Below are 17,120 nucleotides of genomic sequence, written 5' to 3'. Positions count from 1 at the left end.
CCGGGCGCGGCCCGCCGTGAATCAGCGCTGGCGACACCCCAACTCCTTGCGCCGTTGAAACCATTTGAACACCGGAGGGTTTCATGCCGTCCACCATTCGATCAGGGATCGTCCTGCTTGCTTTGATCGCCGGGGTTGTTGTGCTGGCCCGCTTACCGATTTCCCCCGGTGAGTCCGCGGCCCAGCCGGGCATCCTAGACGGGCGGTATCCTTCCACGCGCGTCAGTCTCGACTGGTACGAAAAGAACTGGAAACCATCGGAGCGTATCGGTGGGCCGGTTGCGGCGTGTTTCGCCGAGGGAACACCGCTGGAGATCATTCAGCGTGTGCAGGAGCAGCTCAATTTCCCGGACGAGTTCCGCTACAACCTCGTCGGTCGCTGGCCGGGTTCGCAGGGCGACCCGATCGTTCTGACTTGGAGCTTTGTTCCCGACGGCGTGACGATCCCGAGCGGGATTGGTGAAGGATCGGGCCCCAATGAGCTGTTCGCGCGAATGGACTCGTTGTTCGCAGGCCAGGGCGGTCGTGCCACCTGGGTTTCTCGATTTCAACAGAGCTTTGACCGCTGGGCGGCGCTGACGGGCACGTCGTATGTGCGCCTGACGGCGGCGGGCGTGGACTGGGACGACGGCGCCGCATGGGGCAGCGCGGGCAACGGCACGACGCGCGGCGACGTGCGCATCGGCATGAAAGTCATCGACGGCGTTAGTAATACGCTTGCCTATAATAATTTTCCGTCCGGCGGCGGCGACATGGTGCTGGACCGGGCGGAATCCTGGAACAGTTCCGGAAGTTCCAACATCTTCCTGCGCGACGTGGTGATGCATGAACACGGGCACGGCCTGGGCATCGCCCACGTCTGCCCGCTGCTGGGCGGCACGAACGGCCGCCTGATGGAGCCGATCATCAACACGAGCATCGACGGCCCGCGGCACGATGATCTGCGTGCCGGGCAGCGGTTTTATGGCGACAACGACGAGCCGAACAACACGGCAGCCACGGCGACGGACCTCGGATCGGTCACGGCCGGCGTGCCGGTGAGCCGCGGGGCCGTTCCCCCGCCGACGATTCCCAACACCTCGATCCTGTCGATCGATGCCGACGGTGAGCAGGACTATTACCGATTCACCACGAGCTTCGCGGCGAAGATTTCGACGCTGACGGTCACGCCGCAGGGCTTTTCGTACGATTCGAGCACGCAGGCGGGCGACGGCAGCTGCAACAGCGGGAACATCACGGACAGCCTGTCGGCTCAAAACCTGAACGTTCAGATCATCGGCACCGACGGAACGACGGTGCTCGCCACGGGCGCCAGCCAGCCGGCCGGTTCGGCAGAATCGCTCTCGGAAGTGCAGTTGACCGGGTCGCCGGGGAATTTTTACATACGTATCTATGAAGGAAGCACCTCGAGCCTGACGCAGCTTTACACGCTTACGTTCACGGTTGTCTCAAGCACGGCGGACGTGACGCCGCCGACGCCCAATCCGCTGACCTGGGCGTCCGAGCCGGCGCCGTTGAGCAGCACGGAAATCACGATGACGGCCACGACGGCGACGGACGTGGCCAGCCCGCCGGTCGAGTACCAGTTCGACTTTACCACCGGTTCGGACGTCGGCGGGACCGACAGCCCCTGGCAGACGTCGACCGTTTACATCGACGACGGGCTGGTGCCCAACAACTTCTACAACTACCGCGTCCGAGCGCGGGATCAGGCCGTGCCGAACAACCTGACTGGTTACTCGTCGACGATCAACAGCCCGACGCACATTGAGACACCTGTCTCTGTAAGCTTCGGAACGATCACCGACACGTCGATCGAAGTCTTCGCCGACGGAACCTTCACCAACATCGGCTTCATCAGCACGGGATTTTTCTTTGAGATGACGCCGGCGGCCGGCAGCGGGGCGAATGTCTGGGTGGCCTCGCCGACCACGACGGTGACCGGGCTGACGCCGGGCGTGACCTACACCTTCCGGGCCAGGGCGCGGAACTGGAGCGGGCTGGAGACGCCGTTCTCCAGCCCCAACGGGGCAACGACGCCGGGGGGAAGCTGCACGCTGGAGGGCGATGTCAACAACGATTCGGTGTTGAACGCGTTGGACATCGCCGGCTTCGTGCGATGCAAGCTGGGAACACAGATTCCCGAGGATCAATGCCTCTGCGCTGATCTGGGCAACGGTGATTTGCAGCTCGACGTGGATGAATTCATCGCCGCGCTGCTGGCAATTCCATAGCCGCGACGAACGCTGCTCGCACCGTGCAGCACGGAGCATCGGACCGCACGAATCGTTAATTCCTCGAAGCCGACGGATCCCCCTCCGTCGGCTTCTTTGTCGCGCGCGGCGTACTCATTCCATCGACGGATGAGATTGGACGTCGTCCTGGTGAAGCGGCGCGTCGCCTGCACCCGGCACTCCATCACCGGATCGGCCCAGCGGTTCCTTTTTTTTGCGGCTCCGCGCAGCGGGTTTCCGCCGCGGCGGGCGCTTGCCGGCCTGGATGTCTTCATCAAACTGCCGTTTGCTGCGCAGAATGTGATGGTAATGCTGGGCGAAGCGATGCGCCTCGTCGCGCACCTGTTGCAGCAGCCGCAGCGCCGGATCGTTGCGGGGCAGCTTGATCGGTCGACGGCGCGCCTGGATGTAAATCTCCTCCTCGCGCTTGGCCAGCGCCACCAGCATCGGCGGCTTCACAAACATCTCACCGCAGGCTTCCATCGCCGCGTGGAGTTGGCCCAATCCCCCGTCGATCATGATGATTTCGGGGAACATCTCCTCGCCTTCGCCGGCCAGCCGATATCGCCGCCGCACGACTTCGCGGATCATGGCGTAGTCGTCCTGCCCCTCGACCGTCTTGATGCCGAACCGCCGATAGCCGCTCTTGAAGGGCACGCCGTCGATGAAGCAGACCAGCGACCCGACGGACTCGGCCCCCTGTAAATTGGCGATGTCGATTCCCTCGATGATGCGCGGCGTTTCCTCCAATTCCAACACCTTCGCCAGCCGCTCCAGCCCGGCGCGCGGATCGACGTAGAACACCTCCGGCTGCACGTCCTCGGCCACGTCGCCGGAGAGCGCGAGCTTCTTGATCGCGTTGATGCGATCGCGGACTCGTGCGGCTTCTTCGAAGTTCAGGGCCTGCGCGGCAGCCTGCATCTCCTGCTCCATTTCCCGCAACACGACGCTGCGCTTGGAGGCCATGAAGCGTTTCAGCCGGTCGATGTCGCGCCGGTAATCCTCCCGGCTGATGCGATCGGCGCAGGGCGCGGTGCATTGGTGAATCGAATGCAGCAGGCAAGGGCGGAAGAATCGGCGTTTTTCGTCGTCTTCGCGGATGTCCAGCTCGCAGTTGCGAAAGCGAAACACCTTCTGGAGCGCGTTGACCGCGTCGCGCAAATCGCCGGCGTTGGTGAACGGGCCGTAGAGCTTGCTGCCCTTGATGCGCGGCTGGCGCGTGACGTAGACGCCGGGAAAATCGTCGCCCGTGGTGATCTCGATGTAGGGGAAACTTTTGTCGTCGCGCAAGCGCTCGTTGTATTGCGGCTGGATGTCCTTGATGAGGCGGTTTTCCTGGAGCAGCGCGTCCACCTCGGTGTCGGTTTCGAGGAAGTCCACGTCGACGACCTTGGCGATCATCGAGGCGATCTCCGGCCCGCGCGTGCGGAGCAGATCGGCGGAATCCTGGAAATACGACCTGACGCGCGAGCGCAGGTCTTTGGCCTTGCCGACGTACAAAACCCGCCCGCGCGAATCTTTCATCAGGTACACGCCGGGGGATTTTGGAAAGCGCGCAATCCGGGCGCGGAGGGCTTGCGCGGCATCGTCCTTCACGGGCTTGGAGGCCATGTGGAGATTGTAGAAGCCGTCTGGAAGGGATACGAGGGAATGGCGAAGATCAAAGGGCGCAAGTCGAAGGGCAAACGCCGCGCCGCGTTGACTGTCGCGATTCGCGATTCACGTTTCGCAGTTAACCCCGGTATTGACCGCGGATGATTTCGCTGGCCTTGTTCGACGGCAGATCGAGCGCGCCGAGGGCCTGTGATCCTGCGGCCCGGAGGACCAGGTCCTGCTCCTGCGTTGTGAATTCGATCAGTCGATTGACCAGTTCGCTCGTGCCGAGGAGATTGCCGCCGGTGCGAGCGCTTTCGGCGAGGCTGTTGAATGAAGCGATCCGCTCGCCCGGGCTGCGTTGCGGATCGAGAGCATTTTCGGCGATGGCGGCCTGTGCATCGGCAGCGCGATGCAGGGCCAGGGCGTGTGCGGCGGCAACGCGCAGCGGCTCGGAGTTGCCACGAATCGCTGTGATCAGCGCGCCGGTGGCCTTGGAAACATCCAGCACCTTGAGATTGCTCTCGGCGATCAGACGCAGCACGCGGGCCGACTGCAACGCGAGCGAAAGCGATTGATCGGCTGACAGCGGGGCCATGCCCAGCGCCTGGGATGCCCGGGCAATGCGGTTGCCGACGTGTTCGGAGATCTTCTTGGGGTCGCCCAGTCCGAGGGCGTCGTACAACAGGACTTCGACGCCGGGGGCCAGTCGCGCGGCACTGCTGGCCTTGGTGGCCTCCCCTTCCTTCGCGAGTACGAGGATCGGCGTGGCGGCGGTCTGAAATTCGCGACGCAGATCGCCGATGGCCGCGGTCACGTCCGGCCCGCTCATGTCACTGGCGAGGATGACGAGATCGAACGTCGTCAGATTCGCCTTGCGGCCCGTCTCGCGTGCGCTGTTGAGAGTGTCACCCAGTGCACAGTCGTATCCCATGCCTGCGAGCACAGCCTGAATCTTGTTGCCCGAGGCGGAGTCGCCATCGACGACCAGTGCTGCCTGACGATTGGCCTGCGAGAGCGCTTCGGCGAGCACCGGCACGACGTTGTGCGCGCCGGCGAACTGCGTGCGCGGTAGTGCCTGACCGATGGCCAGTGCCGCTTTCACGCGCACCTGGCGATTGGGAAAGGCCAGCGTCTCGATGAGCGGCTGCTTGATGTCTTCCGCGCCGACGAGGCTCGGTTCGCCGGCTGTTTCGCGCAGGGCGGCAATCGCGCCGAGGGCCACGCCGACATCACGGTCCTTGTTCGCGCGGGCGAGGACCATGTGGCAATACTTGGGTCCGGCAGCGCGGGCGAAGTAAATCGAGCGGGGATAGCCGTCAGGCCGCGTGCCGTCTTTGGCGGCCAGTTCATCGGGTTTGTCGCTTTCGACATCGAGGCCGAGTTTTGCCTCACGTCGGATGTTGGCAGCGAGCCAAAGTGCCGTGGCATTTTCGAGATTGGAGTTGGCCAGCAGGGCCTCTTCGCAACAGCGCATTGCCATGATGTCGTTGAAGATCGCAGTCGGCACGGCGACGAGTTTGAGCGTGCCGTCGCGGAGGTACCAGACGTTGGCGGTGTCCTTGCGCGGATCGGCCTTGACCGAGTCGGCGTTGTTGTAGTAACTCTCGGCGAGTTCGAAGAAGAGCGCGGCGGTGTCGGCGGCGCCCGCGCCGAGCGTGACCATCGCCTGCTTGGCGGCCGCACGCAGTTCGCCGGACGCCGATTCATCGGAGGTCAGCTTGGCCAGGTACGGCAGCGCCTGACGGTAGCCGATCTGGGCGACCGTCGAGACGATCTGGTGTCGCGTGACGTTGTCGGCCATTGCGAGGGCGGCGCAGAGCGGATTCAACCCATCGCGGCCGATCTGCGGGAGGACCTGAATGATCGCGGCGTGCAATTCTTTGCGACCCGAATCCTGAAGCGCCTGCAACAAGTGCGGGATCGCGTACTCACCGGAGGCCTTCAGGCGGCTCGTGGCGTTGAAGCTCATGCGCGGGGGACCGGCGAGCTTGCCGATGTTCGCGACGATCTCGCTGGCATCCATGCGCAGCTTTTCTTCGCCGAGATCAAGCAGTTGCAGGAAGCGTTTGGCGCTGGGGCCGACCTCGGCATTGCTGATGAGCTTGATGAGAATGGCGTGGCGATTGGGGTTCCGGCGCGCCAATTCCAGCAGCGCGACCGGGTCGGGGTTCGATTCGTCCAGTGCCTTGAAATTGGCATCGGCGTACTTGAAGCGGCCGATGGCGGCGAAGTGCCAGCCGTCCTCGGCGAGTGCCTTCTGGCGACGGCCGGAGGTGATCTTCTCGACCAGTTGTTTGACCGGGTCGGGGGCACCCGCTTCTTTGGCCCAGTTTTCCAATCCGAGCGAGCCGGTGCGATCAGCCATCAGCGCGAGGCGCAGATCCGACAACCCCATCGTGAGCAACTGGGAGAAGTTTCGCGTCGCGGTCTCGCGGTCTTCGCGGCTGGCGGAATCCAGAGCGGATTGCCATATCGTCCACGCTTCGGCATCCTGGCCGACCATTTCGTCCGTCGCGCGAGCGGCGCTTGCTGCGACCATCGCAGCCATCAGCGCCGCCATCAGCTTGCACTGCAACGTGTTTTGCGGCATCACCATGAAAGACCCTCCCGCGGTCTTTGCCCCACCCAGCGTCGATGTATACGGCCGACTCATGTCGGGCAGGCAGACTTTGTCCGTATCGGCAGACACGTCCGGCAGGCGAAAATCCCCGGAGAACCCCACTTCGGCGCCGGGGAAGGCATGCAACCGACCGGCGCGCGCCGATCGGCAATCGACTCAAACACTTCATTATACTGGCTTTGCGCAACGAGGGTCAAGCAAGCAGTCCAAAGGGTCATGCCGTTTCAGGACCGTTTTTTCAGGCGTTTATCGCTACTGATCGCGGACGCCCAGGCAGCCACGTGTTCCGCCGTAGCGCCGGCGCTGCCGCCAACAAAGGTTGCCCCAGCCAGTGCGAGCGCTTTGCATCGTTCAGCAAATTCCTTCGGCCCGTCGCTGTATGTCAGGCGGCCTTCATCCAACTGCGGATGGCCCGGCGAGACGGTGACCCATAACGGCAAGTCTGTTAATTCGATGAACTTTGTCAGGACGGCCGGCGCGGCATCGGGGCTGCGGCCGCCGTCGAATCCGATCGCGGCAAGCCCAAGGCCTGCCAGGGCTTCACAGGCCTGCGGCACACTGACGCCCATCGCGGTGTCGGTTTGATTCGGGCCGCAATCGAAGCACAAGGTTGCGATGACGGGGAGATCGGCGGCGACATGCTTCACCGCTCGAATCGCCGCGAGGAGCGCGGGCAATTCGGTGAAGCCGCGACAAAGAATGGCATCGACTCGCGCTCGGATCAGCGCGTCGGCTTGCGCCCGATAAGTCTGGTGCAGGGTTGCTTCGTCAATTTCGTCGAGGGTCAATAATTCGATCGTGGGGCCAAGCGCCCCCACGAGGGTCGTCGTGTGGCTTCGTGGATGGCGGTCGATGCAGGCGCGAAGCGCCGCGGCGCATTGATGCGCGAACAAGACCGCGTCGGTGCCGGTCCCACCGGATTGCCCGACCGGCACGGTGTGATCCGTCGGGGTGACGATCACGCTTGCACCGGCATCGAGAAACGCGCTCGCGGCGTCGGATAACAACTCCACGCGCGTGCCAAACGCCTCGCCCGACACCGCGCGAGACTGGTATTCTCGCCGATAATCGCCGTCGACGACTAGCAGGCGGGACCGATCAAACGCCCATTTCTTCGGCGACCGCGGCTGGTCCATATAAAACCGTCTTCCCTTGCGCCTCGCTCACAATCACCTCGTGCTTCGCCGCCGATAACGTGCGCCTATCGTACGTTGCCTCTAAAGATTTTACTCAACTCAATCCGAACATTCTCCCCAACGGCTGGCCCCTCTGGAGGTAAGCCGGTGGAACGGTTGCAGGAGCCTCTGCAATGCACGTCCGCCGGAACCTCCGATCCGGGTTTGATCGAACCGTCTTCGTCCTGGCTGCGATTTGCGCCTTTCTTTTTGGCTGCGACGTGTCCGTCCTCCCGAGCGCGGCGATCGCGCCGAATGAGCGGCCGAGCCTTCCGAGCGAGTTCCCACCGGTCGTGAGTCCGGTGATTGAATGGGACGACGACAACAATTCGTTCGCGACGGCCCAGTTCGCGACGCTTCCGACGGAAGGCGAGATCCTCGTGGAAGGCGCGATCAACGGCGCCGGCGACGTCGATTTCTTCGCGCTGGGGCCCGCGCTGCTCGGAGACCGCGTCACCGTGGAGGTGTTCGGCGAGAACGGCCTCAACACCGTCGCGGCGCTGTTCGACGCCGACATGAACCTGATCGACGCGAACGATGATCGCTCGTATTACGCCGGCATGCTCGACCCGTTCATGTCACTTTCGCTTCGCGGCGACACGGAGAATCTGTACCTGGGCATCGCCGTGTCCAACGGTCGGTACTTCGCTTCGAGCGAGGGTCGCTACGATTCTGGGCGCTACACGATCCGGCTGCGTCGCGCGCCGAACCAGTTTCTTCCGCCGGCCCGCAATCAGCTTGTGTATCTCAACTTTTCAGGCGGCGCCGAGGTGCGGATTGCCAGCCAGCCGGTGGAAGTGATGCGCCCGTTCTCGGCGGAGGCGATCTCGGGGCGATTCTCCGGACAAAGTGAAACGCTGGCGCGACTTGTCGTTGAACATATGCGGCGCGATTTGGCTGAATTTGACGTGACACTCATCAGCAGCCTCGGCGAGCCGGCCCCGGCCGCTGCGCACACCCGGTTGTATTTTGGGAATTTCAGCGCCGACTTCCTGGGGCTGGCGGACAACGTCGACGTGGGCAATCTTGTGCCCGACCAGAAGGCGATCATCTTCACCGAGACGCTGGCCCAGTGGGAGATTCTCCAGCCGTCGCTGGAGCAAGTTGCGCAAGCCATCGCCAACGTCGCCTCGCACGAGTTGGGACATCTGCTCGGCCTGGATCACACCGGCGAAGCGGGCGATGTCATGGCCGTGGCGCGATCGGCCGGCCAAATGCTGGACAACGACGCGGTGTATCGCCGCGCTGCCCTGGAAAGCGGTGTGTTCCCGATGGGCTGGCAGGACAGCTACACGACGCTGATGCGAAATGTCGGCGCGAATCCGATCACCGGCGCGGGGCGCATGCGGCTTGCGGACGTGGTCCCATCGACGCCGGCGGCGGCGCGGGCGTTGGACCTGCCGGTGAACATGTGTGAAAGGTGCCGGGATTGCGTCGAGTAACCCGACGATTGAGCGGCAGTCAACGCGGCAGGAACCCCGTTTTCTCACGGTCGCAACTCGAAAAGCCGGAGAGACTTCCGCGCGCGGCGGGCAATCAATAAGAAATGCGCAGCGGACCGAGGAATCGAAGCGCGACGCCGTAACGATCGAATGATTCGCCGATTCGGCGCACACGGTTTGTGCGAACAACTTCGGCCTCGCATGTTCCAAGACCCGCGTCCGACGAGACGCCCTCGGATGGCGGGATGGTCAGTTCAACCGAGAGCCGATCGCCCTTTCGAAAACCGGGCTCGTCCAATTCCAGGTAGATACCGCTGGTGCAGATGTCCTGCGTGATCGTGCGGACGACGTACTCGCCATCCTGCCCTTCGCGGCGACACTCGACCGGCAGGCGCAACGCCATGCGGCGGTGCGCCCGGCGTTCCGCATTCGCTTCCGCCATCGCGCGGTCCGACCGGATCTTATGAATCAGTGTAGCCATCAACAGATTTGTCGGCCTGATCGGGCGGTCGGCTGGACTACGCCCCGGTGATTTGCGCAGAACGCGGCCCAATAGCAGAATCAAACCTCTTGGCAGCGGCACGGAGCGGCCCATAACTCGTCCGGCGAGGCTTCCTACGCAGTCAGGGTTTCCTTCAACTTTCGTTTGAGAATCTTGCCCGTCGGGCCGCGCGGCAGGTCGGGCGCAATGATCACCTGGCGCGGGACTTTGTAGCCCGCCAAGCGCTCGCGGCAGTGCTCACGCAATTCGGTCTCGGTAGCCGACGCCCCCTCTCGGAGCGTGACAAACGCCACAACGACTTCGCCGCGCGACGCGTCCTGCCTGCCGATCACTGCGGATTCCGCGACGGCTGCGTGCTGTTCCAGCGCATTTTCGATCTCGCGCGGGTACACATTCTCTCCGCCGACGATGATCATTTCCTTTTTGCGCCCGGTGATGGTGATGAATCCATCGGGGTCGAGATTGCCCATGTCGCCGGTTTTGTACCAGCCGTCGGGGGTGATGGCGGCGGCGGTTTCGTCAGGCTTTTTGTAATACCCCTTCATGACGCTGGGCCCGCGCACCCACAGTTCGCCGTCGCGTCCGGCCGGGAGTGCCGTATTTTTGTCATCAACCGCGCGCACGTCCAGCCCGGGGATGGCTTGCCCCACCGTGCCGGTGCGATGGTCCCACGGCACGTTGAGGCTGACGACGGGAGAGGCCTCGGTCATGCCGTAGCCCTGGAGCACGTCGACCTTGAAGCGCTGGAGAAATTCGGCGTGTACCTGCGGCGGCAGCGCCTCGCCCCCGCTGATGGCGTAGGTGACGCTGGCGAGGTCCTCGGCCTTGCCGCGCTTGGACTTGAGCATCGCGCCGTACATGCTGGCGATCAGCATGGTGACGCTGCTGCGCCGCTCACGAATGGCGTCGAACAGGCCGGCCGGCGTGAAGCGCGGCAGGTAGTGGACGTCGGCCCCGATCCAGGTCGGGACGAGCATCATGGCGGTGATGCCGAAGCTGTGAAACAACGGCAGCACGCCAAGGAAGCGGTGCCCCGCTTCGAGCCGGGCCTTGGCGACGGAGGATTCGACGTTGTGCACCAGGTTGGCGTGGGTCTGGCAGACGCCCTTGGGAACGCCCGACGTGCCGGACGTATAAAGCAGAATCGCCGTATCGTCAGGCCGGACGCGCGGCGGCGAGGGCTTGATGCGAAGGCGCTCGAAAATCATCTCACGTTTCAGCGGCAGGTCTTCTATAAATATCTTTTTCACGGGCAGCGGGGCGAGCTGCTCGGCGAAATGCCGGATCGAAAAAATCGTGTCCAGCCCGCTATCGGCCACCACGGCGGCCAGCTCGGTCGGGCCGAGCAGGAAGTTCAGCGGGACAACGGTACGGCCGGCCCAGAGGATGCCGTAAAACGTGCCGGCGAATGCGACGCACGAGGGCATGCAGAGGCCGACGTGAGGATTGTCTGTTTGGCGAAGCACCTGCCGGCGCATGACGTTGGCAAGCCGAAGCAGGTCGCGGTGGCTGATGGCGCGCAGCGGATCGGACACGCGGGCGTCGCGCGATGCCTTGTCTGCTGCGGCAAGAAAACGATCGACGATCACGCTCACACTCCACTGGGGTCCATCAACAAAGCGCCGCGCGGGCTGAAGCCCGCGGCTCGTTGGTCTTACGCCGTGCCGAAAAGGCGGTCGCCGGCATCGCCCAGGCCCGGCACGATGTAGCCCTTTTCATTCAGCCGCTCGTCGATGGCGGCGGTGTAGACCTGCACGGTCGGGTGTTTGCCCATCAGGGCGCGAATGCCCTCGGGCGCGGCCACGAGGCACAGCACCTTGATTCGCTCCACGCCGGTCTTCTTCACGACCTCGATCGCGGCGATCAGCGATCCGGCCGTCGCGAGCATCGGGTCGATCACGATGACATCGGTCTGCGCGATGGTCGGCGGCAGCTTGTTGTAATACGTGATCGGCTGAAGCGTGTCGTGGTCGCGGTAGATGCCGAGGTGGCCGACGCGCGCCGACGGCAACAATTCGAGGATGCCTTCGACCATGCCCAGACCCGCGCGAAGAATCGGTACGAGCGTCAGGCCGCGGGCCAGCTTGCAGCCCCGGCACGGCGCAAGCGGCGTCTGCACATCGACCGGTTCGGTGGGATAGTCGCGCGTGAGTTCGAAGGCCATCAGCCTGGCAATCTGGCCCGTGAGCCGGCGGAACTTCTCGACGCCGGTGTTCGCATCGCGCGCGACGGTGAGCTGCTCCTGCACCACGGGGTGACGGATGACGAAGACGTTGGGAAAAGGTTGTTCAATCGTGTTCGGCATACGCGCTGGACAGGGTCGCGGCGCACGACTGGCCCGCATGGAGTCGGCGCGGGCGGGATGCCCATGCTCCGCCTCATCCTTCCATGACTTCCTTCGTCTTCGCCGCCAGGGCCTCGTCGATCTGGGCCTCGTACTTCTTCGTCATCTTGTCTATTTCTTCCTGGCCGCGCTTCGCTTCATCCTCCGGCAGGTCGCCGGCTTTCTTCTCGGCGTCGATCTTCTGAATTGCATCGCGCCGCACATTCCGCAGCGCCACCTTCTGCGCCTCGGCCATCTTTTTAATCTGTCCGGAGATCTGCTGCCGCCGCTCGCCCGACAGCGCCGGCACCGGCAGACGGATGACCTTGCCGTCGCTCTGCGGGTTGATGCCGATCTGTGCCTCCTGAATGGCACGCTCGATGTCCTTCAGCGTCGCCGGATCAAACGGCTTGATGAGAATCATCGAGGCGTCAGGCGTCGTGACGGTGGCCAGTGATTTCAAATCCATCGGCGCGCCGCCATACGAGGCGACCTTCACCTTCACATGATCGACCAGCCCAGGCGAGGCCCGGCCGGTGCGCACACCGCGGAATTCCTGCTTGAGAAACTTGACCGCCTTGTCCATGGCGTCGTCGGCTTCGAGTTCGATTTCGTCCCAGGGCATGTTACTTGACTTCCTCGGGTCAAAGGGTGTCTAAGTTCGGATGTGCGCGGCATTCTAACCAAATTGGGAACGACTACAAAACACACGTGGCGCGTACTCCTGCTGCGGCTTGACCCGCCGAGCCGTCAAACGGACAATCGCGGCTGGCGCGAACGGAAAGATCCCCCGCCCGCAGGTTCGGCGCCGCCCAAGCAATAGGAGACGTTGAACATGAACCGTATCGCCGTAATCGCAACGCTATGGACTTTCTGCCTTGCACTGGCGGTCCCCGCTGCGGCCCGGGCCGATGACGACATCGTGATCGTCAAAGTCAAAGGTCAGGGCATCAGCAAGGACGGCGCGCTGAAAGATGCGCTTCGCAAAGCCATCGAACAGGGCGGGCAGCAGGAGATCGCCAGCAAGTCGCAGACGAAGGACTTCGCGCTGGAGTTTGACGTCGTCCTGTCGCGTGCAGCCGGGTTGGTGAAGGACTACAAAGTCCTTGGCGAGACCAGCGCCAACGGAGTCGTCACCGTCGAGGTCGAGGCGAAGGTCAGCAAGAAACTGATCGATGCGACCTGGGCGGAGGTGGCGATTATTCTCAAGCAACTCGGCCGGCCGAAGATCATGGTCATCTTCACCGAGATCATTCACGACCTGACGCGCGAGGAGCCGAGCCGCGAGATCGTGCAGCGTGACAGCATTCTCGGCACGGCCATCGAGCGCAAGTTGCTGCAACTGGGCTTCAAGCTGGTAAACCCCGGTCAGATGAAAGAGATTGATCGCAAGAAGGCCGAGGCGGCGGCGATGGAGGACAACACCGAGGCGTTGAAGGCGATTGCGTCCAGCTACGGCGCGCAGGTTTATATCAAAGGCACATCGCGTGCGAGCGGACCACAGAAAACGACCGCCGCGGGGATTGAGTTGAACATGTGGGAGTCCGACGTGACGATCCAGGGCTTCTGGACCGAGACGGGCGACGCGATTTTTTCGAACACGATGACCGGCGTGCGCGGCGGCTCGCGTGTGGCCGGGCCGATCGGCGGTCGGCAGACGCTGGAAAAGACGGGCCAGAAGCTGGCCGATGCGAGCGTGTATGACCTGCTGGAATCGTGGACGCGCGGCACGGCCGGCGGCGTGGGCGATGTAATCATCGACGTTTCGGGCGTGGCCGACGTGAAGCAGAGTATCGCCATCAAGAAGGCGCTGGAGGGCATCCCCGGCGTGGAGGAAGTGGTGAAGGACGGCGCCAAAGGCCAGGTGAAGTACACGGTTCAAAGCAACATGACGGCCGAGGCGTTGACCGAGCACCTGATTGAGTTGACGTTCGAGGGGTTCAGCCTGGACGTGGAAGACCAGAAGAGCAAGACGATTGTCTGTAAAGTGAAGTAACGAACCGGCGGCGCCTCGGCGCTGTTCCGGCCCGATCAACCCGACGTCGCGCGGTCCGGCCGCCGGCGATCAGAAGGAGTCCATCCCGTGAAACGTGCAACGTTGATCCTGATTGCTTTGGCGCCGGTCGTGCTCTGCGCGGTCGGCCTCGCGCAAGGGCAGGGGCAGCCGGCGAGCAGCGTCCCCCCCGCCGCATCCGGCGGCCCGGCCACGCGCGCAGGCGTGATCGATCTGATCCGCATTTTCAACGAGTGCCAGCAGATTCTGGACTTGAACGATCAGATCAAAAAAAAGACGGATGACTACGCCAAGGAGGCCGCCGAACGGCGCCGGCGCATCGAGGACAAGCAGACGGCGCTGAACGCCTTCAAGCCCGGCACGCCGGACTACGAAGCGCGTCGAACCGAGCTGGTCCGCGCGAACATCGACGCGAACGTCTGGCTGAAGGTCGCCGAACAGGAAATTGAACAGGATCGCTACACCTGGACCATCAAGGTCTATGAAAAGGCCTGCGAAATGGCGGCGGCCGTGGCCAGGGAGCGCGGGATGGACCTCGTCCTGCAACGGACGGCATTCCGGCCGGACGAGATCCAGGAACAGAGCGTTCAAGCGATCCGCCGAATCATTCAGGATCGCGTCGTGGTGTACAACTCCGAAGAACTGGACATCACCGACGCCGTGATTGCCAAAATGAACGCCGAGTATCGAAACGACCCGGCACGCCCGAAGCTCGGAAGCGCTACCGGCCCGACGTTCGGCGGCGGGTCCGGGTCCGGCGACAGGAACGAGTCGCCCAAGCGCTGATCCATGCCTGCGCACCGCACCAGCCTGACCGTGGCGGACCTTGCGAGCCTCTGCGATGGCCGACTGGCCGATGCTTCGCGCGGCGGCGTGGTGCTGCGCGCTGTCGCCGCGGCGCATGAGGCCGGGCCAGACTCCATCACCTGGGTAACCGAATCCCGGCACGCGGCGGAAGCGGCGACGTCGCAGGCGGCGGCGATTCTCTGCACCGAAAAGCTGATGCCCGGCGAGCCGCGGGCCGTGTTCGTGGACGATCCCGAGTTCGCCATGACGAAGGTGCTGGCGCACTTTTTCGTGCCACCACTGCCGCCCGAACCGGGTATACACCCTACGGCGGTGGTCGATCCTTCCGCGCGCCTCGGGCGTGATGTGCGCGTCGGTGCGCTAGCGGTCATTCACGGCGACGCGCAAATCGGCGACGGGTCGATCATTCACGAAGGGGTCAGCATCGGCCACGGCGTGGTGATCGGATCGGGCACGACGTTGTTCGATCGGGTTGTTGTGTACGATCGCTGCACGATCGGCAACGACGTGGTGATTCACGCCGGCTCGGTGATCGGCGCCGATGGGTTCGGCTACGTATATCGCCAGGGAAAGCACCACAAGCTGCCGCACCTGGGCACGGTGATCATCGAGGACGAGGTGGAGCTGGGCGCGGGCGTGTGCGTCGACCGGGGCAAACTCGGCACGACGCGCATCGGCCGCGGAACCAAGATCGACAACCTCGTGCAGGTGGCGCACAGCGTGCAGATCGGCCCGTTGTGCGTCATCGCGGCGCAGACGGGGATCTCCGGCAGCGTGCAGGTCGGCGCGGGCGTGGCGATGGGCGGGCAGGTCGGAATCGCCCACGGGTTGAAGATCGGAAACGAGGTTCGCATCGCGGCGAAAAGTGGTATCATGAGCGACGTGCCGGATGGGCAGACGGTCGTCGGGTCGCCGGCCCAGGACCGATCGATCGCGTTTCGCGAGATGGCGCGCGTTCGCAAGCTGCCGGAGTTGTTCGAGCAAGTCGCCGAGTTAACGAAGCGAGTCCGCGACCTTGAAGCCGCAGCAGACCATCCAAAACCCGACTGAAATCAGCGGCCGGGGCCTGTTCACAGGGGAAGAGGTGGTCGTGCGCTTCAAGCCGGCGATGGCCGATTCGGGCATCACCTTTGTCCGCGTTGATGCGCCGGTCCCGGCCCGAATCAAGGCCCACGTCGATAACGTCACCAAACGCGCCCGCCGCACCAGCATCCGCAATGGCACGTTGACGGTCGAAACGGTCGAGCATTGCATGGCCGCGCTGCATGGGCTGGGCATCGACAACCTCGAAATCGAGATCAGCGGCGGCGAGCTGCCCGGCGGCGACGGCAGTTCCAATATTTTCGTCGATGCCATTCACCAGGCCGGCATCGCGGAACTGGGCGTCGAGCAGAAGCCGCTTGTGATACGCGAGACCGTGCGCGTCGCAGAAGGCGATGCCGAGTTGATCGCTGTCCCGACTGACACCGACGACCTGAACATCATCTACGACCTCGATTACGGTCCTGGCGGGCCGATTCCCCGGCAAATCTACGCGCTCCGCTTGTCGGCGGAATCGTTTCTTCATGATGTCGCACCGGCACGGACGTTCCTCACCGAAGAAGAAGCGAAACAATTCCAAGCCGCCGGACTCGGAAAGCATCTCACGTATCAGGATGTCGTGGTCATCGGGAACGACGGCGTCATTGGAAACGCCTTCCGTTACCCCGACGAGTGCGTGCGGCACAAGATTCTCGATCTCATCGGCGACTTGTACCTCGCCGGGAGGCCGATCCGCGGCCGGATCATCGCTCGCAAGAGCGGGCACTCGCTCAACCATGAATTGGTCCGCAAGCTCCTGGCGGCCATCAAGACGCAGGAGCGCACCGCCCTGCTCGGCGCGCAAGCGGTTTACGACTCGCTCGCCCTTCGGCGAATCCTCCCCCACCGCTACCCGTTCCTTCTGATTGACCGGGTGGTCGAACTGGACGAAGACCGCCGGGCGGTGGGGATTAAGAACGTCACGATCAACGAGCCGTTCTTTCAGGGTCATTACCCGGCCCAGCCGATCATGCCGGGGGTGTTGATCCTTGAGGCGATGGCCCAGCTGGCGGGAATTCTGCTTTCCCAGAAGCTGGAGCACACGGGAAAAGTGGCGGTCCTGCTATCCATGGACCATGTGAAATTCCGCAAGCCGGTCCTTCCGGGAGATCAGCTCGTTTTGCACGTGCAGAATATCCGGGTGAAGGCCCGGACCGGCCATGTTCGGGCCTGGGCAATGGTTCTGGACACGGTGGTGGCGGAAGCGGAAATAAAGTTTATGATGGTGGATGCGGAGGGGGCCTAACCCCCACCGCCGCGCGGTTGTCAAACTGGCAAGGCGGACGCCGAAGTGGAAGCGGCGTCGAACGCGTGGAAGGCTCAATGG

The 17,120-nt window shown here is 63.6% G+C and carries 13 protein-coding genes; 6 read left to right on the top strand and 7 right to left on the bottom strand.

Translation table 11 applies throughout. The annotated features are described in order from the left end of the window. Positions 1 to 83 precede the first annotated feature (83 nt). Positions 84 to 2,234, top strand: a complete 2,151-nt coding sequence (locus tag HRU71_14210; GenBank protein ID QOJ04572.1) for a matrixin family metalloprotease — start codon at positions 84 to 86, stop codon at positions 2,232 to 2,234. A 114-nt stretch (positions 2,235 to 2,348) separates the two neighbouring features. Here HRU71_14210 and HRU71_14205 read toward each other — a convergent pair whose 3' ends face one another. The 3 genes from HRU71_14205 to HRU71_14195 form a co-directional block, all read right to left on the bottom strand. Next, the gene (locus HRU71_14205; GenBank protein ID QOJ04571.1) at positions 2,349 to 3,845 is read right to left on the bottom strand and encodes an excinuclease ABC subunit UvrC; all 1,497 of its coding nucleotides are present in this window, start codon (positions 3,843 to 3,845) and stop codon (positions 2,349 to 2,351) included. Between the two features lie 121 nt (positions 3,846 to 3,966). Continuing rightward, on the bottom strand, positions 3,967 to 6,426 hold the full coding sequence (locus HRU71_14200) for a HEAT repeat domain-containing protein (GenBank protein QOJ04570.1): 2,460 nt from the start codon (positions 6,424 to 6,426) through the stop codon (positions 3,967 to 3,969). Positions 6,427 to 6,674: 248 nt separating this feature from the next. Beyond that, positions 6,675 to 7,586, bottom strand: a complete 912-nt coding sequence (locus tag HRU71_14195) for a homocysteine S-methyltransferase family protein (protein QOJ04569.1) — start codon at positions 7,584 to 7,586, stop codon at positions 6,675 to 6,677. 554 nt (positions 7,587 to 8,140) lie between these two features. Between HRU71_14195 and HRU71_14190 the strand changes: the two genes are divergently transcribed. Next, entirely contained in the window at positions 8,141 to 9,067 is a 927-nt protein-coding gene (locus HRU71_14190) for a matrixin family metalloprotease (protein QOJ05023.1), read from the top strand. A 94-nt stretch (positions 9,068 to 9,161) separates the two neighbouring features. On the opposite strand, the gene HRU71_14185 is transcribed toward HRU71_14190, so the two are convergent. The 4 genes from HRU71_14185 to frr form a co-directional block, all read right to left on the bottom strand. Then, positions 9,162 to 9,509, bottom strand: a complete 348-nt coding sequence (locus HRU71_14185) for a PilZ domain-containing protein (protein QOJ04568.1) — start codon at positions 9,507 to 9,509, stop codon at positions 9,162 to 9,164. A gap of 173 nt (positions 9,510 to 9,682) precedes the next feature. After that, entirely contained in the window at positions 9,683 to 11,158 is a 1,476-nt protein-coding gene (locus tag HRU71_14180; protein ID QOJ04567.1) for an AMP-binding protein, read from the bottom strand. 65 nt (positions 11,159 to 11,223) lie between these two features. Then, on the bottom strand, positions 11,224 to 11,874 hold the full coding sequence (gene upp, locus HRU71_14175) for a uracil phosphoribosyltransferase (protein QOJ04566.1): 651 nt from the start codon (positions 11,872 to 11,874) through the stop codon (positions 11,224 to 11,226). Between the two features lie 73 nt (positions 11,875 to 11,947). Further along, entirely contained in the window at positions 11,948 to 12,517 is a 570-nt protein-coding gene (gene frr, locus HRU71_14170) for a ribosome recycling factor (protein QOJ04565.1), read from the bottom strand. Between the two features lie 210 nt (positions 12,518 to 12,727). On the opposite strand from frr, the gene HRU71_14165 reads away from it, so the two are divergent. The 4 genes from HRU71_14165 (at position 12,728) to lpxC (ending at position 17,039) form a co-directional block, all read left to right on the top strand. Next, on the top strand, positions 12,728 to 13,888 hold the full coding sequence (locus tag HRU71_14165; protein QOJ04564.1) for a hypothetical protein: 1,161 nt from the start codon (positions 12,728 to 12,730) through the stop codon (positions 13,886 to 13,888). An 87-nt stretch (positions 13,889 to 13,975) separates the two neighbouring features. Further along, positions 13,976 to 14,692, top strand: coding sequence for an OmpH family outer membrane protein (locus tag HRU71_14160; GenBank protein QOJ04563.1), 717 nt, complete (start codon positions 13,976 to 13,978; stop codon positions 14,690 to 14,692). Between the two features lie 3 nt (positions 14,693 to 14,695). Beyond that, positions 14,696 to 15,763, top strand: coding sequence for a UDP-3-O-(3-hydroxymyristoyl)glucosamine N-acyltransferase (gene lpxD, locus HRU71_14155; protein ID QOJ04562.1), 1,068 nt, complete (start codon positions 14,696 to 14,698; stop codon positions 15,761 to 15,763). Beyond that, positions 15,729 to 17,039 carry a UDP-3-O-[3-hydroxymyristoyl] N-acetylglucosamine deacetylase gene (gene lpxC, locus HRU71_14150; protein ID QOJ04561.1) on the top strand — a complete coding sequence of 437 codons (1,311 nt, stop codon included), beginning with the start codon at positions 15,729 to 15,731 and terminating at the stop codon, positions 17,037 to 17,039. Before lpxD ends, lpxC begins: the two co-directional genes overlap by 35 nt. Positions 17,040 to 17,120: the final 81 nt, after the last annotated feature.

The organism is Planctomycetia bacterium (assembly GCA_015200345.1).
Taxonomy (GTDB): domain Bacteria; phylum Planctomycetota; class Phycisphaerae; order UBA1845; family UTPLA1; genus PLA3.
This window is presented reverse-complemented; position numbering and strand designations above follow the sequence as displayed.

What these genes read in the sequence shown, in the direction of transcription:
- lpxD (QOJ04562.1), top strand. Translation starts at nt 14,696, where the DNA reads ATGCCTGCGCACCGCACCAGCCTGACCGTGGCGGACCTTGCGAGCCTC.
- HRU71_14190 (QOJ05023.1), top strand. Translation starts at nt 8,141, where the DNA reads ATGAACCTGATCGACGCGAACGATGATCGCTCGTATTACGCCGGCATG.
- HRU71_14210 (QOJ04572.1), top strand. Translation starts at nt 84, where the DNA reads ATGCCGTCCACCATTCGATCAGGGATCGTCCTGCTTGCTTTGATCGCC.
- HRU71_14165 (QOJ04564.1), top strand. Translation starts at nt 12,728, where the DNA reads ATGAACCGTATCGCCGTAATCGCAACGCTATGGACTTTCTGCCTTGCA.
- HRU71_14205 (QOJ04571.1), bottom strand. Translation starts at nt 3,845, where the DNA reads ATGGCCTCCAAGCCCGTGAAGGACGATGCCGCGCAAGCCCTCCGCGCC.
- HRU71_14185 (QOJ04568.1), bottom strand. Translation starts at nt 9,509, where the DNA reads ATGGCGGAAGCGAATGCGGAACGCCGGGCGCACCGCCGCATGGCGTTG.
- HRU71_14200 (QOJ04570.1), bottom strand. Translation starts at nt 6,426, where the DNA reads ATGGTGATGCCGCAAAACACGTTGCAGTGCAAGCTGATGGCGGCGCTG.
- HRU71_14195 (QOJ04569.1), bottom strand. Translation starts at nt 7,586, where the DNA reads ATGGACCAGCCGCGGTCGCCGAAGAAATGGGCGTTTGATCGGTCCCGC.
- frr (QOJ04565.1), bottom strand. Translation starts at nt 12,517, where the DNA reads ATGCCCTGGGACGAAATCGAACTCGAAGCCGACGACGCCATGGACAAG.
- upp (QOJ04566.1), bottom strand. Translation starts at nt 11,874, where the DNA reads ATGCCGAACACGATTGAACAACCTTTTCCCAACGTCTTCGTCATCCGT.